Raw genomic sequence first — 25,407 nt, 5'->3', positions numbered from 1 at the left:
TATATTATAGATATCAATGATTTTTTATCATTACTATTATTATATTACTAACTATTAGTACTTGCTACTAATTTGTTTTGGGTTTTAGTAAAAAAGCAAAAAAAGACCCGCTTATCTTATTAAGACAGCGGGTATAACGTATGTTATTTAAATAAGCTCCATTTTGTATGAATAGGTACTAGCTCTTCTTCAGACTCGTCCTCTTCGTATAAACCACGTTCTTTTAAATACTCCACAAAATATAAGTCTGCTTCCTTACGTTCATCATAGGGCTTGATGGATAAAACAAACCCTACTTTATGCTGGTCTTCATTTTCAACGCCTGAGAGATACGCTTTTACATTATGCTGCAAGAACAGCTCTTTAGCGGGAATAATTAAGTCTTTGACGAACTTTGACAGCAATTCCAGCTCAAAATCGAAAGTGAACTTAGCAATTTTTTCTAGGTCTGCAAATACCACGCCGATAAAACTCGTATTATGTATTTCGTAGTCTTTCGTTTTTTCATCCCACTCAATATGTCCGATTTCCTTTAAGTAATTAATAAAATACCCAATGCCTTCATTGCGGCCAAAAGGCTGTTTAGAAAGGACTAAACCAATCTTCTTGTACTTAGGAAGATACACGCATGAGATAGCGGCTTCAACTTTATGCTGTTGAAATAAATGCGTTGCCCCTTGAAGCAAAGCATCTAAAACATGATGGGTAATTTTCATCTGTTTACGAGGAAAGTGATATTCGTTACGCGCTAATTCATCTGTATCAGCAAACGTTGCTCCAATAAAGCCAGTGTTGGATAGGGTAGGAGGGAGCTTCTTTCTTTTTCTTTTTCGTACCGTCATTCAAAAACACTCCTTGTGATCATCAATACGATAAAAATAAAACGAACATACGTTCTTATTTAATGATACAAAAAATGTGTCGAAAAGTAAAGAGAAGTTAACGGAGAATTTGAAATTTTATAATAAAAGTAGCTAATGATCTTAAAACGTAGCGGTCATTAAAAGATGGAAAAGAAGAGGGGGAGCAAAAAATAAAAGGCTGCAGATGAAAAGCATCCACAGCCTTTTATATATTCATTAACGAGCTTCTATTAAAGCTACCATATCTTCATCATCTAAATCGATATCTACGTGACAATCCATTGTGTGAATTGTTTTATCTTCATGATTTCCATAATAAATTGTAATGTTCATGAGTATCGCTCCTTTAAAACTGGATAATAACATCCAATTTATACCGTCATCTATTTGTTTAATATTATACCCGATGAAAAAGGAAACTACAACTAAAATCACTAAAAAGCTGATAAGAAAGGGGTTTGTTGTGATTTTAACACAGAATCTTACGGAATAAAAATACTAACCAATGTATTTTATTACAGAAAATGCGAGGTTTTGACTTTTATCAATGAATAAAAATCCATTTAATGCAAACATATGTACTAAATGAAAAATATACGTTCAGTAGCAAATAAATCCTTAAGATATTAAACGCAAACAGATTTCATCGTTTTGCAAAGGGTTCATTGAGAATACGATGAGAAAAAATGTATGAGTGTAAAATTTAATTTCTATAAGTAAACTCATTCATTTTTCAAAATCTCTAAATATAATCTAAACATAAACCGAGCTGATCAATCCTAAAACTAAACTGGTGAAATTCATATGTATTTCCATAAAATTATATCTATAATTGTTCAATTAGAACAAATCTTATGGATAATTAGTTTAGTGAGTCGATTGATATAAATATAAACCCTATCTCATTTTTAAATTCCGTCTCACTATCATAAGTATACTTTTTTAATGAGACGGAATTTATGTTTTACCTATTGGTTCCTAGAATATATATTATGTAAACTAGAAAAAGAAATAAAATCGTTGGGGTCTCCCTTGCTCTTAGATCCTTGGAATGTCTATCACCTTTTGCTTTTTCTTCAAAGTGTGTAGGTTTGTTTTCAAGTCATCTGGTTTTACTCTCATGATTTTAATTTGGGGCTGTAAACAGAACTCTTAAAAATCGACTGAATGATGCTTTTAAAGTCAAATGAGTTTGAAATATGTACAAGCTATGCTATGGATTATATCTTAGAAATGGTTAAAATGACCGCTCGCTTAACCACAATCGCCTGAATACGCCAGTACGTATCTTACAATTTTGTATCACAAGTTTAAAGTAGCTATGAATCAGTGTGATATTAGTTGATTTGATGTAGAAGCGCAAAAAAAAGGGAAAAAGAACAACTTCTTCCCCTCCATCCGCTTGTAATACAAACTTTACAAGTTACTAGTTGCAAGCCTTCACTCACTAAGGTACGTTTCCCAATCGTAGTCGTGAATTTTATCAAATTGCCCAAACTCATTTCTTTCGTAAGCACATAGCGGTGATTCATGTATAAAAGCTAAAATTGAGTCATCAACATTTAAAACAACTCCTAGAGCTACAATTTGAAAATTATCTGGATTACTGTTGAACTCGTCTTCTTCGTATCCGCTAAAGATAACCCATCCTGAATCATTCGGTTCATTTGGTTTATCCTTTAACAGAAAATTAAACTCGTTTCTTTCTAAAACATCATTGCTAACCGTTACGAGGGTATTCAAGTAATAGTCCATTTTTATAGCCTCATCGTCTTCATATTCAGTATCACAAATATGTTCAGTGCCAAAATGCAAGGTTTGACCAAATTTTAAGCTCTTTAAATGATAAGGTTCATTATCAAGCTTTCCAACAAAGTTCTCTTTATTTCTATCCGTAATTTCTACCCACATTCTTTCTCCTTTGTAACCATCTGTATCTGAATCACTAAAGAAAGTTAACTTCACTAAGTCTCCCGCTTTTAATTTATCCATCACCGCTTTGCTTGGCTTGTAAAATGTATAAGGAGATTCTTTGTTTCTTTTGTAAACATTATCTAATTGCCAAGGTGTATTATCCTCAATTTTTTTATTAGTAGAATGTTTTTTGCACCATCTTTTCATAAAATACATTACCTCTTTGATTTATATAATTTAATTTAAATTTCTTTAATTGGATACTGAGTTAAAATAGATTCTAACCCTTGAATAAACGAATCTATGTAAGTTAAATCTGTTTTAAATTCAAACTTTAGTTCTGTTCCCCAGCCGGTAGGATACTGGATAAACCCATCTACACTAACGTTTTTTCTTCTATTTATAGTCAGTGTAAAACCAAAATAAAGTTCAGTTGGTTCAAAAATTACTTTTTCTGCTTTAAAGCTGAGAATTTCTTTAACTCATTAAAATAATACTTTATTTATGTTTTATGTTTTAATACTCTTTGGGGTTCATGATGGTGTAAACTTTTATGTTCTTTTCCTCAATCCCTATAAAATGAGCTTTTTGCCTTGTATCTAGCCCTCTAAGGGTCCCGCTTAACTTACCTATTTTTTTAGTACTACTCTCTCCTGATTGCCAACTGTATAAAGTTCCTTCCTTATTGTATGGGCTGTAAAAATAGCTATATTCTCCTCTAATACTTATCGCTTGTGATCCATGTAACGTTTCAGGAGTTTGATGTACAATGAAGGAATTTTTCTCGGGATTGACTTGAATTAACTCAAAATCTGTATATGGATATAACCAAAGTGTCGCATTTTTACCATTGCAAATTGCATAACAATCTGCAATGGATGGAGCATCTGGTAAATGAGAATGATATTGAAAAGTTGGCGAGCCTGTATTATCAAACAGTACTAACCCTTCCGTTGATATTCCTTCACCAAAAACGCCTTCGTCAAAATAGCTGCACCATATTCCTTCTTTACTAACCGCTACGTCTTGTACAGCATCTCCACAGTAGAATGACCGAATGACTTCTCCATCAATGTTCATAATAAACAAATTGTGCTTTTCTCCCTTGGTTCTGGCATTCATTATCAAAAAATGCTTATGATTAATCCATCTGACAAAAGGATAATTTATTTTTAAACATGTATAAAGAGTCGTGCCATTTACAATCAATTCGAATTTATTGTGACGTTTTTGAACTAAGACTAGTCCATAGTCATCTCTATAATCTGCATCAATAATAGTTAAATCAGTGTCATCAGGTTCAATACTAAAAATAGTCGCCGCTTCAATGTTCAAATTCGGTCACCCCTTATATTATAAAAAAGAAAAGTAATGTTATTATTTTTCTAACAGGTCTTCTAATTCGTTCAATAAATCATACGGTTCAACTTCTAACCCAATTAACTTGGCATTCCAGTTAACGCCAACTAACAAATCGTCGTTATGCATTCCGTATATCCAATTATTCATAAATTCCTCCAACGCTATAGACGTTGGTTTATAGTGTGACCATTCTTCTACTGCACATTGCTTTGCATATGCTTCATCCGACCAAAAAAGCATAACGGCTGTCTCTTCATATTCATTTGATTCACAGACGCACCAGCCATATTCGCTTTTCAACCCCAAAACTACCTTACTTTCTGAAACTCTTTTAACAAAATTTGCGTAGCGTCTTTTGGAATTTACAGTTAGATCGAGTTCCATTGCTAATCTCCTCGTTTTCTTGTTATGTTTTTATGCAATAAAATATCCCTGATAGTTTTAATTACTTTCTGCTGCCACTGCCCTCCTGCTTTAACTGAATGATCCTAACTAACTTTATTTAGGTGATTATGGTAATATAAGTCTATCATAGGTTATCATCAAAATAAGTTATTTACCTTTTAAAATAGATGGTTTATCTAATTACTAGATAGAAAGGAATTAGAAGCATGTCAAACAATGAAGATAAATATGAATACACAGAATCAGGGGATGTTTTGTACACTCATAAAGGTTCAGGAAAGGATTTTGATCCAAATGTTGACATAGATGAAGAAGCAAGAGAGATTATGGAAGCTCATATTGAACGTTATTTTGGACCTATTTATATGGTCTATCATGAAATTATGTCTCATCTTGTACACGTAGATGTCTATCATATTGCACCTAGTGAAGAACGTCCTTACCATACGCTTATTACTCAAGGAATGAGTGATAAGGCAATGAATACTCCGCCAGAGGTCGAAGGTGGTCGCTATGCTGAACTCCTTTGTTTTTTACCACCTGAATGGGACCTTTCAGAAGAAGGATTTAAGCAAGAAGAAATATATTGGCCAATTGAAAATTTAAAATTTTTAGCTCGCTTCCCGCATGAATTAGATACATGGGTAGGGTTTGGCCACACGATTCAAAATGACAACCCAATTAAACCATTTAGCTCTAATACAGAGCTTTGTGCTTCTCTTTTACTCCCTCCACTAACTGAAGAAGAAGCCTGGAGCGTTCATATCCGTGATGGAAAAGATGTTGAGTTCTATAATGTACTTCCTCTTTACGAAAGTGAAATGAACTATAAAATGAAGCGTGGAACTGATAAGCTACTTGATAAATTTGATAAACACGGCATCAGCCAAATATATGACATTCATCGTAAAAACGTATGTAAAAAAATGTGGTTCTAAAAAAGCCTACTTAGTTAAGTAGGCTTTTACCATGTTACCGTTGTTTATTATTTTTCAATTCTCTTTTTAGTTTTCATATCAAATTTGGCTAACACCTGTTTTTCTTGCTTGACAACTAAAACTCCATCTAAAAGTTGTGGTTCTAGCTTTTTTAACTGTTGGTCAGATGCTTTCAAAGGAGAAGCTTGCTCTTTATTAGTTGAACCCTTAAACCCTAAATCATAATTCAAAGTAAAATTTCCTTGTTCATTATATTCGAGAATGCTAGGAGAAGAAAAACCATATCCCAGTCCAGACCTATCTTGATTATCATCAGGATTAAATACATTGAAGCCAACGCTCTCTTCTAGTGCATTTTTTAATGGTATATGAGGCTGAATTTCTATTTCAATTCCTTTGTCCGGATGTTCTTTCCCAACGCGTTTTTCACCTGTGTTTTTTAAGTCGATTTCGTAATATAAACTAGTAGGCACGAGCTCTTTTCCTTTGTCTTTCCCTTCTGTGATAATGGTTGAACCAACTAAACGTTTATCCGTAACAATCGATACATCCACTTTCACAAGTTCAAGGTGATTTCCTAAAAAGAAGCAACTCCCTTTTAGTTAGGAACGCTTCTTTTAATAAAGACTTTTTATTTAGTAACCATCTACCGTAACATCAGTAATTGACCCATCACTAGGACTTACTTGATACCAACCCTGTGTAGCTGTATGCCCTTCTCCTGTTTCTTCATTATCCACAACGCTTTCATAAACATGGATAATATAGTTTCCTGAGTCGTCAAGGTGATCGTATTCTACAAGAAGAATTGAATCTTCAGATATGCCTTGCTGATCACGAACTAGCTGGATAGCTTGCTCTTGGGAAACTGTTTGTTCGGCCGGTTCCTCTTCTGCAGTTGCTTCTGTATCTTCTTCTTCCTCTGGTTCTGATTCTAATTCCGCCGTTTGGGCCTCATCTTCTGAATCAGCATCAGCTTCTTCATCATCCGCTTTTGCCTGAGCTTCCTCTTCCTCCTTCTGTTTCTTCTCTTCTTCTGCTAAACGTTCTTCTTCCGCTTTACGATCTGCTTCTGCCTGAGCTTCAGCTTCTGCATCAGCTTTGGCCTGCGCCTCTTCTTCTTTTTGTCGGTCTTCTTCTAGCTTCGCATAGTAATCATCTAATTCTTTTTCCATTTGCTGCTGTTCAAGGTCTGATAATTGCTTTTGTTGTTCTTGTATTTGGTTTTGAAGCAAAGCAATTTGTTCTTCTGAAGCATTATCAACAAAATTGATGTTTTCTACATAATCACCACTCGCGTCAAAATTAACTTCCATCATACAAAAAACATTTTGCTCTTGATTAATGCCATAGTAAATATATTGATTGTCACCTACTTGGATGTACTGATAACCATTCATTACGTTTAATAAGTAATCACGATCAGCTTCTTTAGAATTAACAGCTTTTTTAATTGTGGATGCTTTTGTTTGTAATGTATTCGGCGATGATTCTTTTACAGCCGTTTTATTACCATTTTCTTTCGTATGAACCGCTGTTGATTTCTCTGTAGGCTCTTCTTTTTGCGATACAGTTTCACTGGACTCCTCACTACAGGCTGCTAGCAATATAGCTAATAATGGAATACCAAAAACAACTTTCAATATTTTCATAGACTATTATCCCCTTTTTTATCTTTTTTTAGGTTTTATGTAATTCTAAAGGACTATAAAACCTTAGGGGTTATTATACCAAAATTAAGAAAATATAAGAATATTTTCTTGTTTAATTTATGGGATTTTTTTGAAAAGATTATCTTTTTATGCATAAAAAACACAAAGCCATATACCTTTTTCAGAACACGGCTTTGTGTTTTCGTAATCGATGTTAATGATGAAATCCATTGTCGTATTTCGTGTCTTTAAGAACAGGTCTATCCAACGAGTTAAGAAATTCAACGGCTTGTTTGAAATTAACCATAAATAAATGAGCAAGATCTCTTGAAAATCCATTTCTAACAACAATGCGCATGATTGTTATTTCTTCCATATCTGCAGGCAGCGGATAAGCAGGCACTTGCCATCCGTATGTACGCAGTTGTCTAGACAAGTCATAAAGAGTCCAGTTTGGCGTGTATCCTTCTTTTAGCTTCCAAGCAAGCACTGGGATATCTGAACCATCGGCGATAATTTCGAATGCTTCCATTTCTCCAATTTCTTTGCTGAGAAACAGCGCGTTTTCTTGTGAGGTTTTTTGCACGGCATAATAGCCATCTTTACCTAAACGTAAGAAATTGTAATACTGCAAAAGAACTTGTGCTCCTGGTCTAGAGAAGTTGAGCGCAAAAGTTGGCATGTTGCCTCCTAAATAAGAAACGCGAAAAATAAGATCTTCAGGCAAGTCTTCTTTTTCTCTCCAAATCACCCATCCTAAGCCAGGATAGACTAAACCGTACTTGTGTCCCGATACGTTAATGGACTTTACTCGCGGCAAGCGGAAATCCCAGATAAGGTCTGGTTGAAGAAACGGAGCGATAAAACCTCCAGAAGCAGCGTCTACGTGGATAGGAATATCTAACCCTGTTTTCTCCTGTAACTCATCCAATGCTTTTGCGATAGCAGCAATTGGTTCGTAAACTCCTGTATACGTCACTCCAAGAATCGGTACGACACCAATTGTATTTTCGTCAACCGCATTAATGACGCCTTCTGGATCTAAATAAGGATGATCTGCATTAATGTTCACATAACGAGGCTCTACGTCCCAATAGTTTGCGAACTTCTCCCACACCACTTGAACGGATGAACTAAATACAATGTTCGGCCGGTCTGTTGATAGCCCTTTACTTTTACGCAGTTTCTGCCAGCGCCTTTTTAACGCCAGTCCACCAAGCATACAAGCTTCAGATGAACCTGTAGTAGAAACGCCCATCGTTGTATCAGGATTAGGTGAATTCCAAAGGTCCGCTAAAATACGTACACATCTCTCTTCAATAGCCGCTGTCTGCGGATACTCGTCTTTATCAATCATATTTTTATCAAAAGACTCTCCGTACAAACGCTTTGCATCAGGCTCCATCCAAGTAGTAACGAACGTAGCTAAATTTAAACGGGCATTTCCGTCTAAAGCAATTTCATCATGAATGATTTGATAAGCTGTTTCGGGAAGCATACCTTGATCACCAATACGCAGCCTTGGAATTGTCACTTCTCCTTGTCGAGAAAAAAGCGGATTAACAGGAAATTCATCAGGTAAATTTTTTTGTTCGCGATGCGGATGCCATTGAGGCATAAAGTATCATCTCCTTATGTATAGTACACTTTGAATATCTAACAAACTGCTTTACGTTCACCTGGTGTTATAACAAGCAAGGTCTCCTTTACACATTATGAGCTTTGAAGACTATTTTCATTCTTTTCATTATCTGTAGCACGTAAGGACGAACTTTATTTAATAATACCCATGAAAATGGTCTTACCAAACTAAAAAGGTGTAAAATATGGTAATATATTGTAAAAGGAGGTTTTTAAATGGAGAAACGAGGAATTATCTTACAAGACAAGTTTTTCGAGTTAGGCGAATCTCCTATTTATAATGAATCACAAGACGTGATTGGAAATGTCGCATATAAGTTATCTATTGCTAATAAATTTGAGATTTTAAAAAACGAAGAGATCGTATTTACAGGTAAATCTAAAATGTTTGCCCTTATGCCAAAGCTGATCATTTCAGATCACCACGGAAATGAAGTTGGCATGATTCAGCGAAAATTCACTTTTTTTAAAAAGAAGTACCTTTATATCAGAAACGATGGCGATACATAGGAAATTACGGGGAATATAACGGATCGCAAATTCGACGTTCTGCGTTCCGGCGTTCCTATTATTCAAGTCCGCACACTCTCTTCTTTTCTGTCATTACGTCCCCACACGTTTGCTTTAGAATTTCTTGAACCTGATCTTGATAAGTGGGAAGGAATTGCGGTTGTACAAGGCGTAAGGATGATGGTGAAAGACGAAAACAGCAGTACAGCTACTGCTCCGGCTCAATAGTAGTTATGTGATATAAAAAAACGAACAAACTTTATATTGAAGTTTGTTCGTTTTTTAATTAAGGGCCGAATACTAACGTACCGATGACATGGTAGCCAATTGGTACAAGAAACAAGATGATATTTAAAATAATCGCCCATAGACAGAGCTTGTCTTTTTTTATAAAAAAACCAATAATTGCAGGAACAATCATGAGCGGAACTAAAAAGATAGGTGCGATAATAGGCAGACCTTGAAGTTTTTCAGCAAAAATTAGTCCTGTAAAAAAGTTAAGGATCAATAAAGTATTAACAATGACATATAAAAGTGAAATTCCTCCGAGAATCCCTCCTATTACCCCGCTTTTAGTTGTGTTAACAGTAGCATCCATGTTTCTATCACCTCTTTTTTTAGAAATATACGTAAACTATACTATAATATGGTTTTTATTGTAAAGGTATGGATAAAACACCTGGTGAAAGCATATGACGAAAAAAGCACTGCAGCGATTGCTGCAGTGCTTTTTATAAACAGTGCATTTTTTCCTCTGCTTCTTTCCAAGAAACCGTATAGCCCTGTCCTTTTGCGCAAAAGACGGATGATGAGCTGTATTCGGGATCTGCCTCTTTATTGTAGCGGATTCGTTCAATAACTTCTTCTTCATTATGACAGCGTTCATACCCTCCGAATAATAGAGACATCGCTCCTTTTCCGTGCGTAAAAGATGCTAGCGTCGCACCGTAGTTCATAAAAGTAGCAACAGGAACTTTTCCTGTAATAACCGCTTTGTTTTCGGTTGTTACAGGAGAATCAAAGCGGCCGTGTGCGCTTTGAACATCAGCTAATACCCTCCCCATTTGATCAATATCCACTTTAATTTTAAAGTCATAATACGGTTCTATCACAATATTTTTGGCTTTTTCTAACCCTTGTCGTAATGCTCGGTACGTTGCTTCTCTAAAATCTCCACCGCTTGTATGCTTGTTGTGAGCTCGTCCGGTACACAACGTCACTTTTAAATCAGTAATAGGCGACCCCGTTAGCAAACCGTGATGCGGCTTTTCAAATATATGCTGACGGACCAGATTTTGATACCCAACGGATAAATCGTCGGCGTGACAAGCATTTTCAAAAGTAATTCCGCTGTTTCGTTCCGCTGCTTCTATTTTCAAATGAACTTCTGCATAGTGTTTCAACGGTTCAAAATGCCCGTAGCCCATCACTATATTTTGAATGGATTCTTTGTACAAAATCTCTGGTTCTTCAAACTGTACGTTTATATTAAAACGTTCTTTTATCAGTTTTTCGAGGACTTCTAGCTGAATTGCTCCCATCACATGAATATGAAGCTCTTGAGTCCTTTCTTCCCACGTCACATGTAAAGAAGGGTCTTCAGCATCTAATAATTGAAAAAGTTTAATTCCTTCTTTTGGATGAACAGAAGGCTCAAAAACAACTTTTGATTTTAACGTAGGCAAAAGTTCGTAGGAGCGGCTTTCTTTTAATGTTCCAAGACCGTCTCCAATCGATGCTGAAGACAACCCTGTAACCGCAAAAAGTTCGCCGGCTGAACCTTCATTTGCGTTTTTAAATGTACTTCCGTTATAAGCACGAATTTGAGTGATTTTTTCTTCATATAGCTCTCCGTTTTTTTCATAAGCCACTTCATCACGCACCTGCATTGTCCCGCTTAGAGCTTTGATAAACGTGATGCGCATGCCGTTTTCATCGTGCCGAATTTTATATACACGACCTGAAAATGCTTCTTCCTCCGAGTAGCGAGTTTCTGTTAGCAAATCGAGCTTCTCTAAAAAACTTTCAATGCCGATATCTTGTAAAGCTGAGCCACAAGCACACGGGAAAAGCTGATTGGTTTGAATAAGCTTTTGCATAGCCGCTCTCCAATAGGCTTGATCATTCTTGCCTTCCATAAATGCATCTAAAAGCTCTTCATCTTTTTCAGCTGTAAATTCAATAAGTTCCTCACTTAACGAGCCGTCTATAAGCTCTGACGTTATGTCAAAAACATCGGGGGTTAAGTTATGTTTAATATCGTTTATAACACGTTCAGGATCTGCTCCTACACGATCGATTTTATTGATGAAAAAGAATACGGGCACACGATGTTTTTGAAGCAGCTGCCAAACCGTTTCTGTATGGCCTTCGACTCCTTCTACTGCACTTAAGATAACAATGGCATAGTCCATCACTTGAATAGAACGTTCCATTTCAGGTGAAAAATCGACGTGGCCCGGCGTATCAATTAAATAGTAAGTAGAACCGTTATATGAAAAAGTTCCTTGATCGGCAAATACCGTAATTCCTCGTTCTTTTTCAATCGTATGGGTATCAAGAAAGGAATCTTTGTGGTCAACTCTTCCTCGTTGTTTAATACTTTTGGTATGATAAAGAAGCTGTTCGGAAAACGTTGTCTTTCCTGCATCGACATGCGCTACGATACCGATCGTTTTGTTAGATTGTTTCATTGTTAAATACCACCTTACTGCTGTATGTATAGCTGTTACTTTCTATTTTATAATAATCGTAAGAAAAAGTGGACGACAAAGGCCTAGAACTGCTTACATCAAAAAAGAATGCGTGATTAAACATCGCATTCCCTTTTTGTACGGCGTTTAGTATCTTTTTTGCCTTTTACTATAAAAATAGCGGCTATAAGGCACCCAATTCCAGCTAAATGCATGATGTTATTACCTGTCGCGCCTAGACTGTTACTGGTCAATCCAACTAAAATGCTGCCAAATATAATCAATAAAACAGCAAACATGAACTTCAATTTTTTCACTCTCCTTTAATACGTTATTAAATATGATTTGCATACGGATCATATAAACCAGTGATTAATAATAGACCTGCTGATAAAATCAATGCTCCTGCGATTAACAAACTGTTGCTACATACCTTTTTTCTCTTTTTGCGTAAAAACATTCCTGATATAAGAAATAGTAGTGCGACAGATAGCAGAATCAATCCTATACCAATATTCAATCTTTCTTTCTCTCCCTTGCGAATGTATTTCTTACGATCTAGTTAACCATAATAATATTATGAAAACAAAAAGCGAACTTGAACGTTTGCCGAACTTAATTGTTTTATATGTTATCATACATAAATTGTTAAAAGTACATTTTTTCACCTTTCACTATCAAAAAAGCAGCCTCTTTACTAAGAGACTGCTTTTTTTAATGACAACTGATAAAACCTCTTAAGAAGCTTTTTTTAATTGTTCTCTTTGTTTCCGTTGATAAGAAGAAAAATAAATAAGACCTACAAATACAGCTCCTCCTATCATATTTCCAATAAAGGTAGGGATAATATTTGTCATAAAATCAATCCATGTAAAGTGACCTGCAAAAATGGCAGCGGGAATAATAAACATATTAGCTACAACGTGTTGAAAGCCAATCGCAACAAAAGCCATGATCGGAAACCAAATCCCAAGAATTTTCCCCGTAACGTCGTCAGAACCGTATGAAAGCCAAATAGCTAAACATACAAGCCAGTTGCAGCCCACAGCAGAAATAAGCGTTTTAAAAAATGAGTCGTCAATTTTAGCTTGAGCAATTGCTACCGTTTTATCTAAAAAAGGCCCTGTTTCTGTTAAACCGACAATATGTCCAAAGAAATACGCAATAAATACGGCTCCTAAAAAGTTGGCAATCGTAACCCAAAACCAGTTATGAAGCAAGTGACGAAGCGAAATTTTTCTTGCATACAGGGCAATGGAAACAGACATCATATTCCCTGTAATAAGCTCAGCTCCCCCAAGTACGACCAGCATAAGACCTACAGGAAAGACGGCCCCTCCTAAAAGATTTGATAAACTTCCCCATTCAGCTGGTAAATTACCAATGACGCGCACATCTAGTAAAAAACCAAGCGCAATAAACGCGCCTCCTAGAAACCCAAGCATAAGAATAGAAGAAAGGGATAACTTCGTCTTTGAAACCCCCGCTTCTAAAGCGATGTTTAACATTTTATCCGGCTTGTGAAATGCCATAAAACTCCTCCTTAACTAAAAAAGGCAGCACTCAAAAACACCTTTTACACAAGGTTTTTGAATGCTGCCTAATAATCCTGCACTTTCTTTACAGTATATCAGTCATCATTATCTATAATAAAATCAAATAAAAAACAAGCAGATCCTACTTCTCTTTCATTTAATTAAATTATGTATTTTACGTTGTTCTACTGAATATTGGTTTCAAACACAAACACAGAAACAGCGATATCTTCTTCTACTTTGATATCAGAAAATAAGTACTCCAGCTTAGCTCCTAACAAGTCTTCAAGCCCCTCTGGAGGAGATGAAGCATAAAGGTTTTGAATAAGCTTTGTTCTTGCCATATGTACCGTCTCTTTACCTTCGGTTGTTCTCGCGATAAATTGTTCAGCTGGCGTTAAGTTGCCGTACAAAGTTGAAATAGCCATATTTTGAACAAATACAGTATGAATTCGTTCTGGGCCTTTTCCAAAAAGTTTTTTGCGCAGCTTTCGGATAATATCATTAAAATCATGTATTTTCTTAGACACTGGTGTATGCCTCCGCTTATCTCGAGTATGTCTATCCTGCTCATTCAAGTTTTCAACTAAGAATAAGTTACATTATACATGACGACGTTTACATTGTGTACAATGTATCTGTTTTATCCCAGTTAATCCAAACAATCGCAAAACCATTACGAAAGGATAAAAAAAATCCTCCACTTATTAAAGTGAAGGATTACCTTTATATCTCTACTTAAAGGTTACAAATGGATTCTCAGTTATCAAAGAAATAACTAAGAATTTTGACAAAATAGCATGTCAAAATAGTCAAGTGGTATGTTTGTACCAGTAGTTAATGCTATCATGTTAAAGTCATGGAATCCAATTAGTTTACTTTCATAATACTTTATTTAATTTAAATATTCTTTTTTGATAGGTAACCCTTAATCTTCATCACGATCTGCTCTAAATCCATTATCAGATAATGAATTTAGTTGGTGGCTAAGCTTTTCGTAGTTATCTTGTTTCTGATTTTGTTGTACATCACTAGATATAGGAGCTTCACTAGAAACAGTAGATTTTTTTCTAGTCTCTTCGCCTCCGCTAACTCCAAACCCAACGTTGTTATCGGTCATCGGATTCACCTCTTTAACTGTTATTATGGAGAATTGCTCTAAAAAAATAACAGGAAACAAAAGGGATTCTCACTTAGCTAATAGTGGTCCAAGCTTCCTTACTTACACCAATTCGTATTTAAATAAGGAAATGACCTGCTTTAACCCCATAGGCAATACCAACAAAAAAACTTGCTATACCTAGTGTTTGACTTTTACATACATACTTTATAGTCAAGCCTGGAATCAGACCCCATATAATGATGAAAATAGCGAACGATACTATAATAGAAGACCATGCATCTTGCCCTGATATACTTATACCTTGCATAAACGTTTCTCCTTTCAGTACTTATATCGGGAGAACATAAATTTTTTATAGTATCTTACTGTACGAACTAAAAAATTCAGGTGACCTGTCCATATATGCTTTACAGCGAATGGTGGCGTTCAAGCTCGATTGTTTTTGGTTTTTGCCATATTAATACCCCTGCTGCTACGTACATAAACGAAGTGATGTAAAAAAGGCTTCCGATTGTCAGAAAATCAATGATATACCCTGTTGCAATAACGGCCAAGGCTGCCCATATAGAGGTCCATAAATGATAGTGTCCTACTTGTTTTCCTGTGTGAGCACGATCTGTCTGCCTAGATAACGCTATTTTTTCTGCTGTTTTTTGAAGAGCTCCAAGCAGACCCATTATAATTTGAATGATATACACCTGCGTGATCGTTGTTAAAACGGGAATCACAAGCATAACAACGGCCATCCCAAACGTATATAAAAGAAGCAAGCGCTTTTCTCCTACTCTGTCACTCCATGAACCGATCAACGGATCACTCAAAGCTGCGGTTAAAGCAAAAATTCCGTAAGCTAAGCCAAATTGTGAATAGCTATCGCCAAGATTTCGAAGCAGTAAAAGGTAAAAAGGAAACACAATACTGCTTGCGGTAATCATAAGGCTTTGTGAATGTAAGAGTTGTTTGTACGTCATTTTCCATACTCCTTATAAAATAAATTAACAAACGTTTCGTTCCGATCATATTTTCTTTTCAAATTAAAAAAGGCGGTTGTATGAGGGTAAGCCTCTTCTAACTGCTTCTTGCTTGGGTAGCCGTAGTAAGGCAAATAATAGCTTCCCTGATGCTGCAGCGTCACATCCACCATTTTCCGGACAACTCTTTGTGTATCAGAGATGCCTTGGTGATCCTTTTTTTGGTTAATAAGTAAAACGAGAGCAAACATATCGCCTTTTGCATAAGACATGACGGCTTTATTATCTTTCTCTACATAGCGAACAGTAATGTTCAATAAATTTAATTCCTCAGTTGATAACACTTGACGTAAATCATCGATGTAAGAAGCAAATTCATCAACTGGAACAAAGTATTCTTGTAAAATTTCCGTCTGGCTAGCACTTTCATATTCCATAAAATCACTTTCAGAACGCATAACATTATTTCTTGTTTCAAGCCTTCCATTTTGTTTTAAGAAATAAGCCTTTTGTGTTTCCCACAGCATATCTTTGCCCCAGTCGCTATACCGAGACAGCCCTAGCATAAATTTAGGAAGTGCCACTATTTTTTCTGTCTTGAGCGGTTCGTTTGCAGTAGAAGTATTTTGAGAAGATAAGCGATAGTTTGTGACGTACATATCTGTTAGCAATTGATTAGGAGAAACAGAAATACGCGCCATATGCATACGAACGTCAGGGTTATGCTGTACGTAGTTTTTAAAATAAGCTGTATACTGTCTATAATCTAAGCGAATAATTTCATCTTCGTACCATTCATCGTCCGTTAAACGAAGCGTAACATCTAAAATGACCCCAAATAACCCGTAGCCTCCGTTTACTAAAGAAAACAGCTCAGGGTGTTTTGTCCGGCTAATTTCGATAATAGATCCGTCCCCCTGCAGGAGACGCATAGATTTGACCGTATCCATTAAAGAGCCGTATCGAATATCTCTGCCGTGTACGTTCACGCTAATAGAACCTCCAACGGTAAAAATATTTTGTGACTGCATAACCTGAAGAGCAAGACAGTCTTTATGTATATATTGCTGAATGTCATTCCATGTTGTCCCGCTTTGAACTGTAATTTCTTTTTGGCGGGGCTTGTAATCTATAATTTTATTGTACTGCTTCATATCAAGTAAAATAGCATTAGGATAGTACGTCTGCCCTCCTTGGCTGTGCTGCATCCCTGAAATCGCTATTTTTTCATGATGCTGTGAAGCAGTTTTCACCCAATTTTTCAGCTGTTTTTCAGTGGTCCCATGCTTTATTTCTTTAACTTTTGTAGGAAGAAGATGTGCAACATCCTCCGTTACAGGACGGGTTTGCTGCTGTTTATAAATATGATAGGAGGCATATGAACCTACTAGATAAAAAGATAAAAAAGTTCCTAACAACACGTTTTTCCTCATTCTAAACTGTAAGCTCCTTTCTTTACTTCTGTGAAATTATACCATCCAAAAAGTGAAATAACACTAATATAGTGTAATTTTACACTATATTAGTGTTATTTTGAGAAAGCATATGAAAAAAACTTGTAATTTAATGTATGTTAACCTTATTGAAATAAAAAAAAGAAAAGACACCAGGTCTTTTCTTTTTTGTTTCTTTATTTTTCAGCTTCGTATGCAACTAAAGCCACTCTTTTTCCTAACGTTTGTTGAAACTGCTCTTCTAACTGTTTAAGCTTCGCATGCATATCGTCGTTAATTGAAGCTGGCTCAAAGGTCATTTTTGTTTGCTCCATCAGATACTGTCACCTCTTTCATGTGTGTATGTTCTACTTTTTCCAATATAAAAGAGGTCTATGACGATTTGACGAAAGTTTACAAATTAAATTTGCTGATGAGCGCTGTTAATTGTTCTGCCATTTGAGACAAAGATTGTGCAGAAACAGCGATTTCTTCCATTGAAGCGAGCTGTTCTTCAGTAGATGCAGCCACTTCTTCAGATGTAGCTGCATTTCCTTTAGCAAGTATCGCCATTTCACCCGCTGCGCGCGCTACTTCTTCAACGGCTGCTGAAATTTGCTGAGCAGTCGCAGCCACTTCTTCTACTTGCGGAGCCGTTTCATTCATACTGCTTAGAATTTGTTCAAACTTTTGAATAGCTGTTTGTGAAATCGTTAGTCCTTCTTCCACTTTATTTGTTACTTGCTCCATTGTATGGACAGACTCCTGAGTATCTTGTTGAATCGCTTGAATAAGCTCCGAAATTTGAGATGCGGATACTTGTGATTGTTCTGCCAGCTTTCTCACTTCCGCTGCTACAACGGAAAACCCTTTTCCATGTTCTCCGGCTCGTGCCGCTTCGATTGCAGCATTTAAGGCTAGTAAATTTGTTTGAGCAGCAATGCCGCTGATTACTTCTAAAATGGTCCCAACTTCTTTTGAACGTTGAAACAAAGTACGAATCGTTGTATTAGATAGCTCGACGGATCGAGAAATGGATTCCATTTGTTCGACCGTTTCTTTTACAGCCTTCCCGCCTTCTACAGCTTCAGACGTCGTGTGATTTGAAAGCTGAGAAACGGTTTCTGTACGCTGAGCAATTGTATAAACTCCTTGTACAATCTCATCTAAAGAAGCTGCATTTTGGTCAATAACAGCCGTTTGTTTTTCCGCGCTAGAAGCCACTTCTTGTATCGCAACCGATACTTGTTCAGTCGCAGCGCTCGTTTGCTGTGAGCTGGCCGTTAGCTCTTCTGAAGAAGCAGCCACTTGTTCTGCACTCATTTCAACATTTTGAATTAATGTGCGAAGATTGTTTTGCATCTGACTAAAAGCATACCCTAACTCGCCGATTTCATCCTTTGAATTGACGGTAATCGCTGTTGTCAGATCTCCTTCACTAACGCTCAGAGCCTGATTCTTAAGCTGTTTGAGGGGTTTAATAATTGATTGCAGCACCACAAAAATAGTGAGACTCCCGATTATCAGACAAGATACAATAATAAATAGTGTTTTGTAAAAGATAGGCTGTGCTGCTTCATTCACTTCTGATGAATACATAGTGCCTGCAACTTTCCACTTTGTTGTTTTATTTGTCGTAAAGACCATCTTTTTTTCATCCCCGTTAAAGGTATATTCAAAAGACCCTGAGCTCCTTGCATAAAGCTTGTCAAAAAGGGAATCTGTCGCTTTTGTACCTGCTTTTTCCGTAGGATGAACAATATATTTTCTTTCTCCATCCAAAAGAAATGGATATCCTTTTTCTCCAATTTTTACTTTGCTGACAGCTTTATTGATGCGGCTTATATCTAAATTTAAAGCAATAACCCCTGTGCCATCCGCCGCTGTTTTCGCTACAGTAATAACGGTCTGACCTGTAGAGGCTGATGGATAAGGTTCAGTGACAACTGTTTTCCCTTTGTTTTGCATGGCTAGCTTGTACCAGTCTCGTTTTCTAGGATCATAGCCTGCTTGTATCACTTTTTTAGGCGCTTGAATAAACTTCCCCTGCTGATTTCCTGTGAAAATGCTGACGACTTCTGGATGAAGCGGAGCATATAAGTTAAAATCTTTGCTTAAAGTAGCCATATCTTTTTCATTGTAGCGCTCGTTGTTTACCACTGATGCAAAAAACTCTACATCATGAATTTTTGGTCCAATGGTATCGTCAATCACCGAATTAATGGACTGTACATTTTGCTGTGCTGTGTTAATAATTTGGTTTTCAATTTCATGTTTCGCTGTTATGTAAGCTGATACACCTATCGTAACAGATGGCACTAATAAGATCGCTGCAAATGCTAGCCCCAGCTTTATCTTAAAGTTATTAAGGGACCTTTTTTTTCTTACTCTCTCCATGCTATGTAGCCTCTCTCTCCGTAGTTAAAAGTGATCGTGCACTTTCTTTCTATCGGCAAGACTTCATATTCCTTTAGTCATCGAGTGTATACATAATTAACAATGGGAGTGAAAAGATAAGAGTACGATAAAAAAAGTAGGTGATTTTAATGGAAGAAAGTAAGAACAGCAAATCTTTTTCAATGTTTGAAACAGAAAAGGTTCAGCGCGGAGAAGAAAAAGATATTTTTAATATCTATAAAGAAGGAGTAAAAATTGCGGAAGTAAGAGGAACGGATCCTCAAACTCAGCAGGTTATTCCGATGCATGACTTAAATGATTACGAAGAAAATAAGCTTCACGAATATATTGCTCATTTAGACCATACAACGTAAAAATGCTAAAACAAGAGTCCTCTCTTGTTTTAGTCTTTAGAATCATAAAAAACATGTTCAAAACGCAGCGTGTTTTTTTGTATGTACAGAAGTCCAAACGAAAATTGCTTTTCCCTCCGTTTGTCAGTAGCGGAACCTGGATTAAACAACGTAATATCACCAATTTGTTTATGAAGAGGAATGTGAGAATGACCAAAAATCACTGCGTCTACTTGTTCATGTTCAAATGCCAAAAGTGCACGTTTGTCAGTCGTTTTTCCTTTGCCATGACCGTGGACTACGCCAATCGTAACATCGCCAAATGGAAGAAGTAATGAAGATGGAAGTACTTCCTGAAGCTCTTCACTGTCTACATTTCCAATTACAGCGTGTACAGGAGCAAACGCACCCAGGTCATTGTAGACATCTATCGTTTGAAAATCTCCCGTATGAATAATAGCATCAGCTGTTTTCAGTTCGGCTAGGAGTCTTTTTGGAAAATGTTTCGCTCTTTTTGGAATATGAGTATCACCTAAAATAACAATCTTCATTCATGATACGCTCCTTTTTCATTCAATATGGTGTAGTTTAGCGTATTACGGTGGAATGAAGCAACTTTACACGGAGCGTGAGGCAAAAAATTTCTCTTTTTCGTTTAAGTTTGCGAAAATACGTTACATACTAAGTTACAGAATGGAGTTTTCGAAATGGAAGTAAAAATTAATCGAAACGCAGCAAAAGTGTTAAAAAATGCATTGGCTAGCCCAGAAGGTCAAGGAAAAATGATTCGTGTATATGTAACTATCGACCACGGTGATCACGCGCATTATGATTGGAAATTCGATACGCCGACTGAACATGATGAAATCATAAAAACAGATAAAGATATCGATATCGTTTTAGATAAACGCGAGAAATTTTTAGAAGGCGTATGGATTCAATATTTCCACGTTCCAGAGCCTGAATTTGTGATTAGCAGCCTTCACCACGCGCATCACCATCATTAATACAAAAAACACACCTTGTTTTATAGGTGTGTTTTTTCGTTTGTGTGACAAGCAAAAATTTTATTGATGAGAAGAAGAGATAAAATTTTGTTGAAGCAATAAAAATGAGCTATAGTGGAATTACGGATGAAAGAAAAGAGGTTAGCTTATGAAAGTAAGTGTGTTAGTAAGATCTATTTTAGTTGTTATTTTATATAATTTATTCGTTCTGTACATCGGATGGAACGCTTGGATGTGGCTTCACACAATGTTTGAAGTGGAAAACAAATGGATTCTTACGGTGATCGTTGTCTTTTTTGCTTATTCCTTTATCATCAGTCGTGCGTTTCAACAAGTGAGCATATTTAAAATTGTGGGATCGTACTGGTTAGGATTTATTCAATATTCGGTTCTTTTGCTTCCTATAAGTAATCTAGCCGTCTATATCCTTACTCTTCTAGGCGCTTCGCTTTCTACAGCTATCGATTCAATTGGATTTTTCATAATTGCCGCTTTTTTATTCATTTTTGCTTACGGTACGTATAATGCTTACAGTCCTGTGGTAAGAAAATACACGATTTCGCTTGCTAAAAAGACGAATCGGAAAAACCTTCGCATTGCTGTAGCATCTGATATGCACTTTGGCACATTGTCCGGCAAAAAACATTTGCAGAGGTTAATTACTCATGTACAAAAGATACAGCCAGATCTTATTTTACTTCCTGGAGATATTATTGACGATGATCCCCACGTATTCTTTAAAAAAGAAATGGATTATATGATGAAGCAGCTCAAAGCGCCTTTAGGCACATATGGAATTTTGGGAAACCATGAGTATTACGGCGGGAAGATCCCTCAGTTTGTGGAAAGAATGAAAGAAATGAACATTCCTATTTTAATGGATGAAGTCTTAAACATAGGTGATAGCTTGTACTTAATCGGAAGAAAAGATAAGACGGATAAAAACCGAGATAGCTTTTTCGATTTAGCGAGTGAAACGGATCGTTCTCTTCCGGTCATCGCGATGGATCATCAGCCGCTTTCTTTAAAAGAAGCGGAACAAGCGGGCGTAGATTTACTTCTATGCGGTCATACTCACAGAGGACAAATGGCACCTAATCATTTGATCACAAAGCGGTTATTTGAAATTGATTGGGGCTACAAGCAAACTAATCAACTGCATACCATTGTCTCTTCAGGATTTGGCTTTTGGGGTCCTCCGCTTCGAATCGGAAGCCGATCAGAAATTATTCAAATTGATATTACATTTGCAAAATAGAGAAAGCCCTAGGGCTTTCTCTATTTTAATGTACGCAGCAGCTTCGGAAGCTCTGCGTAAATAGCCACTACTTCATCTACTTTCATCCGAACGAGTCCGCTTGAAGACGGGGCAACAAAATCCATTATTCCTGATACCATCGATTCCTCTTGTTTGCCCCACTTTACTTGCTTGCGTCTGCTGTACTGCTGATAAACGCCTTTTCCAACAAAACAAACGATTTTAGGCGTGTATGTAGCGATTTTTTTCTTTAAGATTTCTCTGCCTTCCGCATATTCTTCTTTTGTAATCTCATCAGCTGCCTTTGTAGGACGCTCTACAATATTTGTTAAACCGTATCCTAGCTGTAACAACGAGTGATCTTCCTCGGGATGGTATTTACGATCTGTTAAACCTGCTTTATGAAGAATCGTCCAGAAACGATTGGTTGGATTAGCAAAATGATGACCCGTTTCACCGGAACGGATGCTTGGATTAAAACCGACAAATAAAATATCTAAGTTGGGCTGTATATGATCAAAAATAGAGTTCATAGTCATACGCTCCTTACAATGTAAAAAGAAAACATCCAAATTGGATGTTTTCTTTTTACTATACCCTATTAAATACGAACTACGCGTCCGTTGAATTTTTGTTTCCAGTAGCCGCTGCTCATGTTTGCAATTGCAACACCTGTTGAGCTTTGAGCACCAATGAACTTGCCGCCTCCTACATAAATGCCAACGTGGCCGTCTTTTTTATATGTATCGAAGAAAACAAGATCGCCAGGCTGCATTTGACTAGAAGACACTTGTGTTCCAGCATGCTTTAACGTCTCTGTACTTACAGATCCAAGAGGTCCAAGGTTAACGCCTACTTGAGAATATGCCCAGTGTACAAATGACGAGCAGTCAAATAAACCGTGGCTAATATCAGACTGGCTGCGTCCTCCGCCAAATACGTAAGCAGAGTTTCCAATCCAGCGGTTTCCTACTGTTACAACATTGCTAGCTTTTGGAGCCGGAGCGCTTGTAGGTGCCACATCATTGCTGCTTGCTTTTGGTGCTTCTGCCTTAGCAGAAGATGAATCGGCTTTTTCAGCTGGCGCAGCCGCTGCTTTTTGAGCTTGTTCGGCTGCTTTCTTAGCTGCCTCTTTAGCCGCTTGTTCAGCTGCTTTTCTTGCTGCTTCTTCTGCAGCTTTTTGATCTTTAATATTTTGTTCAAGCGTAGACTGTTCATTTGCAAGAGAGCTGTCTTTTGCTTGTAGAGAAGCTTTTAGTTCTTCATTTTTTGCTTCTTTATCTTTTAGTTCTTTTGCCAGTGCATCTTTTTGTTTCTTTTGAGCTGCTAGCTGGACAGTCATTTCATCCAGTTCTGCCTTCATGTCTTCTAAGCTAGCAAGCTTAGATTTAACATCAGCTTGTTTTGTTTTTAATTCGTCTTGCATATTTTTAGTTTCTTTTAAAATACCACGGTCTGCATCTACAATAGTTGAAACAGCTAACGCGCGGTCTACAAAATCACTGAAGCTTGAAGAACCAAGTAGAACTTGTAAATACTCTACGTTACCGCCGCTTTCTTGCAGAGAACGTGCACGATCTTTTAAAATATCGTTTCGCTTTTCAAGTTTTTCTTGAAGCAGCTTAATTTCTTTTTCCAGCTGCTCTACTTGTTTAGACGTTTCTTTAATATCGGCTTCTGTTTTTTGGGCTTTTTTATTGTTTTCTTCTTCTGCTATTGTTAAGCGCTCAAGCTGTGCTTTCATTTGATCTTGCTCTGCTTGAAGGCGTGTTAATTCATCAGAAGCTGCTTTGATGTTAGATTGCACATCTTGACGCTGATTTTGAATTTGAGATTTTTGTGATTCCATATCCTGAATGGTAGAGGCATACGCTGGAGTTGATAAAACTCCTCCCAAGCCTAATAAAACCGTTGTGTTAAGTAAAAGCATTTTCTTTTTCAATATGAATTCCTCCGCTTTCTCGCTCTGTTAAACTAGTAATTTCTAATTATGTATCAATATGTATAAAAGTCTGACAATTTATGTAAAGTTCACTGTATTTGTCGATAAATAGCTAAATATGCTAATGAAAATCTACGAAAATTATACCACGATAAACGTTCAAAAAAAGAATAACAATATTACAATTGTATTTCAGTAATGTAACATTTAACGCTTGTGTATACATTCATCTTTCACCTGCAAAAATATACCTTTATATCCCTATTAAAACAAATAATCCACTGGGCTTTACACAGCACTGTTTTTAACATGATAAAATAGTCAATCAAGATTTTTTAAGATGGTTGGATATAAGTTATTACTAAAAAGAACGTAACAATTTTTTAACATCCACGTCTGTTTTTTACCTTTTTCTACTATTTTTACAATATTTGAAAATGATTTTCTAAAATAGTAACAAATCTATGTTTATCTGTCGTTTGCACGTGTTTAAAAAAAGGGCGATAGGTAATTATCAAACAATATTCGACAACGTTTGGATGAAGTCATACAAAAGACCTTCTCGCGGTGAGGCGAGAAGGTCTTTTGTTAATCATGCTGCTGATAATAATGTTCTAAAGCTACAATTGCACTTCCCATTCTTTCTTGATCAGGAATAACAATACGATCTACTCCTTCTTCTTTTAAAGCAGCAGCGGTTACTTTTCCCACGGATACAGCTACTACAGAGCTTTTAAAGAGTTCTCGAATATGATCGGCTTGTCCGTGTTCTCTTGCAAACGAAAATAAAAATCGGGCTTGGGGAGCACTTGTGAAATTAACTGCATCAACTTTCCCGCTTATTAATTCGTTTATAAGCTGTTCCATGACTTCTGCTTTTGGAGGAATATGCTGATACGGTAAAATCTCTTTAAATTTGGCTTTTTGATTCGAAAGAAAATCAATCAATTTTGGTGCAGGATCTCCGTGAAGCTGAAGCGCTACATGCTTTCCTTCAAAAGAAAACGAATGAAGCGCCCTGACTAGTCCCGCTGTACTTCCATCATCATCTCGAACGGTTGGAGTAACACCGAGTTTTTTTAACATATTTACGGTTTTATACCCGCGCGCAGCAATATTGGCTGCTTGTAAAGAAGAAAGAAATTCATCCGCCAGTCCTAGCTTATCTGCTGTTTTATATAAAATTTCCGTCCCGACGCCTGTTGTAAAAATAAACCAATCATAATTTCCTTTTACCAGTTCTTTAATATCTGCTTCTAAGTGTGTGTCATCTAAAAAGATTGTTCCTTGTGCAGGTCGTACAAGCGGGGTCCCGCCAAGGTTTTCAACAATTTTGCTGATTTCTCCTACTTTACGCTGACCTACGAGTGCGACTGTTTTACCTTCTAATCGTTTCAATGGTCTACCTCC

28 protein-coding genes are annotated in these 25,407 nt (G+C 36.7%); 5 read left to right on the top strand and 23 right to left on the bottom strand.

Annotated features, from left to right (window positions below):
• Positions 1 to 143 precede the first annotated feature (143 nt).
• The 5 genes from MMB69_RS12440 to MMB69_RS12425 form a co-directional block, all read right to left on the bottom strand.
• The gene (locus tag MMB69_RS12440) at positions 144 to 842 is read right to left on the bottom strand and encodes a hypothetical protein (RefSeq protein WP_025751830.1); all 699 of its coding nucleotides are present in this window, start codon (positions 840 to 842) and stop codon (positions 144 to 146) included.
• A gap of 1,461 nt (positions 843 to 2,303) precedes the next feature.
• Complete coding sequence (locus MMB69_RS12435) at positions 2,304 to 2,984, bottom strand: immunity protein Imm33 domain-containing protein (protein ID WP_277447811.1); 681 nt, start codon at positions 2,982 to 2,984, stop codon at positions 2,304 to 2,306.
• 35 nt (positions 2,985 to 3,019) lie between these two features.
• The gene (locus MMB69_RS27300) at positions 3,020 to 3,250 is read right to left on the bottom strand and encodes a WapI family immunity protein (protein WP_443701444.1); all 231 of its coding nucleotides are present in this window, start codon (positions 3,248 to 3,250) and stop codon (positions 3,020 to 3,022) included.
• A gap of 43 nt (positions 3,251 to 3,293) precedes the next feature.
• On the bottom strand, positions 3,294 to 4,112 hold the full coding sequence (locus MMB69_RS12430) for a TetR family transcriptional regulator (protein WP_277447810.1): 819 nt from the start codon (positions 4,110 to 4,112) through the stop codon (positions 3,294 to 3,296).
• Positions 4,113 to 4,154: 42 nt separating this feature from the next.
• Positions 4,155 to 4,523: a DUF2750 domain-containing protein gene (locus MMB69_RS12425; protein WP_269870698.1), complete on the bottom strand. Its 369-nt coding sequence runs from the start codon at positions 4,521 to 4,523 to the stop codon at positions 4,155 to 4,157.
• A 227-nt stretch (positions 4,524 to 4,750) separates the two neighbouring features.
• Here MMB69_RS12425 and MMB69_RS12420 point away from each other — a divergent pair, with 227 nt between their 5' ends.
• The gene (locus tag MMB69_RS12420) at positions 4,751 to 5,482 is read left to right on the top strand and encodes a suppressor of fused domain protein (RefSeq protein WP_277447809.1); all 732 of its coding nucleotides are present in this window, start codon (positions 4,751 to 4,753) and stop codon (positions 5,480 to 5,482) included.
• 47 nt (positions 5,483 to 5,529) lie between these two features.
• Here MMB69_RS12420 and MMB69_RS12415 read toward each other — a convergent pair whose 3' ends face one another.
• From MMB69_RS12415 to gad, 3 genes are all read right to left on the bottom strand, one after another.
• Positions 5,530 to 6,042 (bottom strand): hypothetical protein, encoded by a 513-nt coding sequence (locus tag MMB69_RS12415; protein WP_277447808.1) that lies wholly within the window; start codon positions 6,040 to 6,042, stop codon positions 5,530 to 5,532.
• Between the two features lie 75 nt (positions 6,043 to 6,117).
• Positions 6,118 to 7,134, bottom strand: coding sequence for a hypothetical protein (locus MMB69_RS12410; RefSeq protein ID WP_277447807.1), 1,017 nt, complete (start codon positions 7,132 to 7,134; stop codon positions 6,118 to 6,120).
• A gap of 214 nt (positions 7,135 to 7,348) precedes the next feature.
• Positions 7,349 to 8,752, bottom strand: coding sequence for a glutamate decarboxylase (gene gad / locus MMB69_RS12405; RefSeq protein ID WP_075419830.1), 1,404 nt, complete (start codon positions 8,750 to 8,752; stop codon positions 7,349 to 7,351).
• 239 nt (positions 8,753 to 8,991) lie between these two features.
• On the opposite strand from gad, the gene MMB69_RS12400 reads away from it, so the two are divergent.
• A complete protein-coding gene (locus MMB69_RS12400) occupies positions 8,992 to 9,285 on the top strand; it encodes an LURP-one-related/scramblase family protein (RefSeq protein WP_277447806.1) in 294 nt (97 codons plus the stop codon).
• 286 nt (positions 9,286 to 9,571) lie between these two features.
• Here the strand turns inward: MMB69_RS12400 and MMB69_RS12395 are convergent, their stop codons facing one another.
• The 11 genes from MMB69_RS12395 to MMB69_RS12345 all read right to left on the bottom strand — a co-directional run bounded on the left by MMB69_RS12395 (position 9,572) and on the right by MMB69_RS12345 (position 19,437).
• Positions 9,572 to 9,883 (bottom strand): hypothetical protein, encoded by a 312-nt coding sequence (locus tag MMB69_RS12395; protein ID WP_277447805.1) that lies wholly within the window; start codon positions 9,881 to 9,883, stop codon positions 9,572 to 9,574.
• Between the two features lie 133 nt (positions 9,884 to 10,016).
• Entirely contained in the window at positions 10,017 to 11,978 is a 1,962-nt protein-coding gene (locus tag MMB69_RS12390) for a GTP-binding protein (protein WP_277447804.1), read from the bottom strand.
• A 116-nt stretch (positions 11,979 to 12,094) separates the two neighbouring features.
• The gene (locus tag MMB69_RS12385; protein WP_235568901.1) at positions 12,095 to 12,277 is read right to left on the bottom strand and encodes a hypothetical protein; all 183 of its coding nucleotides are present in this window, start codon (positions 12,275 to 12,277) and stop codon (positions 12,095 to 12,097) included.
• Between the two features lie 35 nt (positions 12,278 to 12,312).
• Entirely contained in the window at positions 12,313 to 12,498 is a 186-nt protein-coding gene (locus MMB69_RS12380) for a hypothetical protein (protein WP_144644964.1), read from the bottom strand.
• Between the two features lie 217 nt (positions 12,499 to 12,715).
• The gene (locus tag MMB69_RS12375; protein ID WP_221783358.1) at positions 12,716 to 13,510 is read right to left on the bottom strand and encodes a formate/nitrite transporter family protein; all 795 of its coding nucleotides are present in this window, start codon (positions 13,508 to 13,510) and stop codon (positions 12,716 to 12,718) included.
• Between the two features lie 188 nt (positions 13,511 to 13,698).
• On the bottom strand, positions 13,699 to 14,043 hold the full coding sequence (locus tag MMB69_RS12370; protein ID WP_013057171.1) for a Na-translocating system protein MpsC family protein: 345 nt from the start codon (positions 14,041 to 14,043) through the stop codon (positions 13,699 to 13,701).
• 398 nt (positions 14,044 to 14,441) lie between these two features.
• On the bottom strand, positions 14,442 to 14,633 hold the full coding sequence (locus MMB69_RS12365; protein ID WP_277447803.1) for a hypothetical protein: 192 nt from the start codon (positions 14,631 to 14,633) through the stop codon (positions 14,442 to 14,444).
• A 410-nt stretch (positions 14,634 to 15,043) separates the two neighbouring features.
• A complete protein-coding gene (locus MMB69_RS12360) occupies positions 15,044 to 15,607 on the bottom strand; it encodes an MFS transporter (protein WP_277447802.1) in 564 nt (187 codons plus the stop codon).
• A complete protein-coding gene (locus tag MMB69_RS12355; protein ID WP_277447801.1) occupies positions 15,604 to 17,040 on the bottom strand; it encodes an FAD-binding oxidoreductase in 1,437 nt (478 codons plus the stop codon). Before MMB69_RS12355 ends, MMB69_RS12360 begins: the two co-directional genes overlap by 4 nt.
• 197 nt (positions 17,041 to 17,237) lie before the next feature.
• Positions 17,238 to 17,375 (bottom strand): hypothetical protein, encoded by a 138-nt coding sequence (locus MMB69_RS12350; protein ID WP_014459963.1) that lies wholly within the window; start codon positions 17,373 to 17,375, stop codon positions 17,238 to 17,240.
• Positions 17,376 to 17,454: 79 nt separating this feature from the next.
• Entirely contained in the window at positions 17,455 to 19,437 is a 1,983-nt protein-coding gene (locus MMB69_RS12345; protein ID WP_277447800.1) for a methyl-accepting chemotaxis protein, read from the bottom strand.
• A gap of 149 nt (positions 19,438 to 19,586) precedes the next feature.
• On the opposite strand from MMB69_RS12345, the gene MMB69_RS12340 reads away from it, so the two are divergent.
• A complete protein-coding gene (locus MMB69_RS12340; protein WP_014459961.1) occupies positions 19,587 to 19,811 on the top strand; it encodes a hypothetical protein in 225 nt (74 codons plus the stop codon).
• A gap of 29 nt (positions 19,812 to 19,840) precedes the next feature.
• Here MMB69_RS12340 and MMB69_RS12335 read toward each other — a convergent pair whose 3' ends face one another.
• A complete protein-coding gene (locus MMB69_RS12335; protein WP_277447799.1) occupies positions 19,841 to 20,341 on the bottom strand; it encodes a metallophosphoesterase family protein in 501 nt (166 codons plus the stop codon).
• Between the two features lie 156 nt (positions 20,342 to 20,497).
• Here MMB69_RS12335 and MMB69_RS12330 point away from each other — a divergent pair, with 156 nt between their 5' ends.
• Positions 20,498 to 20,797 (top strand): iron-sulfur cluster assembly accessory protein, encoded by a 300-nt coding sequence (locus MMB69_RS12330; protein ID WP_277447798.1) that lies wholly within the window; start codon positions 20,498 to 20,500, stop codon positions 20,795 to 20,797.
• A gap of 148 nt (positions 20,798 to 20,945) precedes the next feature.
• Positions 20,946 to 22,055 (top strand): metallophosphoesterase, encoded by a 1,110-nt coding sequence (locus MMB69_RS12325; RefSeq protein WP_221783369.1) that lies wholly within the window; start codon positions 20,946 to 20,948, stop codon positions 22,053 to 22,055.
• 20 nt (positions 22,056 to 22,075) lie between these two features.
• Here MMB69_RS12325 and mug read toward each other — a convergent pair whose 3' ends face one another.
• The 3 genes from mug to MMB69_RS12310 all read right to left on the bottom strand — a co-directional run bounded on the left by mug (position 22,076) and on the right by MMB69_RS12310 (position 25,395).
• Positions 22,076 to 22,588 (bottom strand): G/U mismatch-specific DNA glycosylase, encoded by a 513-nt coding sequence (gene mug / locus MMB69_RS12320; protein WP_251393571.1) that lies wholly within the window; start codon positions 22,586 to 22,588, stop codon positions 22,076 to 22,078.
• Positions 22,589 to 22,656: 68 nt separating this feature from the next.
• Entirely contained in the window at positions 22,657 to 23,997 is a 1,341-nt protein-coding gene (locus MMB69_RS12315; protein WP_277447797.1) for a coiled-coil domain-containing protein, read from the bottom strand.
• Positions 23,998 to 24,585: 588 nt separating this feature from the next.
• Complete coding sequence (locus MMB69_RS12310) at positions 24,586 to 25,395, bottom strand: uroporphyrinogen-III synthase (RefSeq protein WP_277447796.1); 810 nt, start codon at positions 25,393 to 25,395, stop codon at positions 24,586 to 24,588.
• Between the last annotated feature and the right edge of the window lie 12 nt (positions 25,396 to 25,407).

Origin of the sequence: Priestia sp. P5 (assembly GCF_029522155.1) — a bacterium.
Classification (GTDB): domain Bacteria; phylum Bacillota; class Bacilli; order Bacillales; family Bacillaceae_H; genus Priestia; species Priestia megaterium_E.
Note: the sequence above shows the minus strand (reverse complement) of the source record. Positions and strands in the feature narration are given on the sequence as shown.

Coding starts and splice junctions, on each gene's coding strand:
- MMB69_RS12400 (WP_277447806.1), top strand. CDS start 8,992: ATGGAGAAACGAGGAATTATCTTACAAGACAAGTTTTTCGAGTTAGGC.
- MMB69_RS12375 (WP_221783358.1), bottom strand. CDS start 13,510: ATGGCATTTCACAAGCCGGATAAAATGTTAAACATCGCTTTAGAAGCG.
- MMB69_RS12435 (WP_277447811.1), bottom strand. CDS start 2,984: ATGAAAAGATGGTGCAAAAAACATTCTACTAATAAAAAAATTGAGGAT.
- MMB69_RS12390 (WP_277447804.1), bottom strand. CDS start 11,978: ATGAAACAATCTAACAAAACGATCGGTATCGTAGCGCATGTCGATGCA.
- mug (WP_251393571.1), bottom strand. CDS start 22,588: ATGAACTCTATTTTTGATCATATACAGCCCAACTTAGATATTTTATTT.
- MMB69_RS12425 (WP_269870698.1), bottom strand. CDS start 4,523: ATGGAACTCGATCTAACTGTAAATTCCAAAAGACGCTACGCAAATTTT.
- MMB69_RS12420 (WP_277447809.1), top strand. CDS start 4,751: ATGTCAAACAATGAAGATAAATATGAATACACAGAATCAGGGGATGTT.
- MMB69_RS12340 (WP_014459961.1), top strand. CDS start 19,587: ATGGAAGAAAGTAAGAACAGCAAATCTTTTTCAATGTTTGAAACAGAA.
- MMB69_RS12350 (WP_014459963.1), bottom strand. CDS start 17,375: ATGGAGCAAACAAAAATGACCTTTGAGCCAGCTTCAATTAACGACGAT.
- MMB69_RS12440 (WP_025751830.1), bottom strand. CDS start 842: ATGACGGTACGAAAAAGAAAAAGAAAGAAGCTCCCTCCTACCCTATCC.
- MMB69_RS12395 (WP_277447805.1), bottom strand. CDS start 9,883: ATGGATGCTACTGTTAACACAACTAAAAGCGGGGTAATAGGAGGGATT.
- MMB69_RS12335 (WP_277447799.1), bottom strand. CDS start 20,341: ATGAAGATTGTTATTTTAGGTGATACTCATATTCCAAAAAGAGCGAAA.
- MMB69_RS12365 (WP_277447803.1), bottom strand. CDS start 14,633: ATGACCGATAACAACGTTGGGTTTGGAGTTAGCGGAGGCGAAGAGACT.
- MMB69_RS12330 (WP_277447798.1), top strand. CDS start 20,498: ATGGAAGTAAAAATTAATCGAAACGCAGCAAAAGTGTTAAAAAATGCA.
- MMB69_RS12325 (WP_221783369.1), top strand. CDS start 20,946: ATGAAAGTAAGTGTGTTAGTAAGATCTATTTTAGTTGTTATTTTATAT.
- gad (WP_075419830.1), bottom strand. CDS start 8,752: ATGCCTCAATGGCATCCGCATCGCGAACAAAAAAATTTACCTGATGAA.
- MMB69_RS12410 (WP_277447807.1), bottom strand. CDS start 7,134: ATGAAAATATTGAAAGTTGTTTTTGGTATTCCATTATTAGCTATATTG.
- MMB69_RS12345 (WP_277447800.1), bottom strand. CDS start 19,437: ATGGAGAGAGTAAGAAAAAAAAGGTCCCTTAATAACTTTAAGATAAAG.
- MMB69_RS12385 (WP_235568901.1), bottom strand. CDS start 12,277: ATGTTTGCTGTTTTATTGATTATATTTGGCAGCATTTTAGTTGGATTG.
- MMB69_RS12360 (WP_277447802.1), bottom strand. CDS start 15,607: ATGACGTACAAACAACTCTTACATTCACAAAGCCTTATGATTACCGCA.
- MMB69_RS12355 (WP_277447801.1), bottom strand. CDS start 17,040: ATGAGGAAAAACGTGTTGTTAGGAACTTTTTTATCTTTTTATCTAGTA.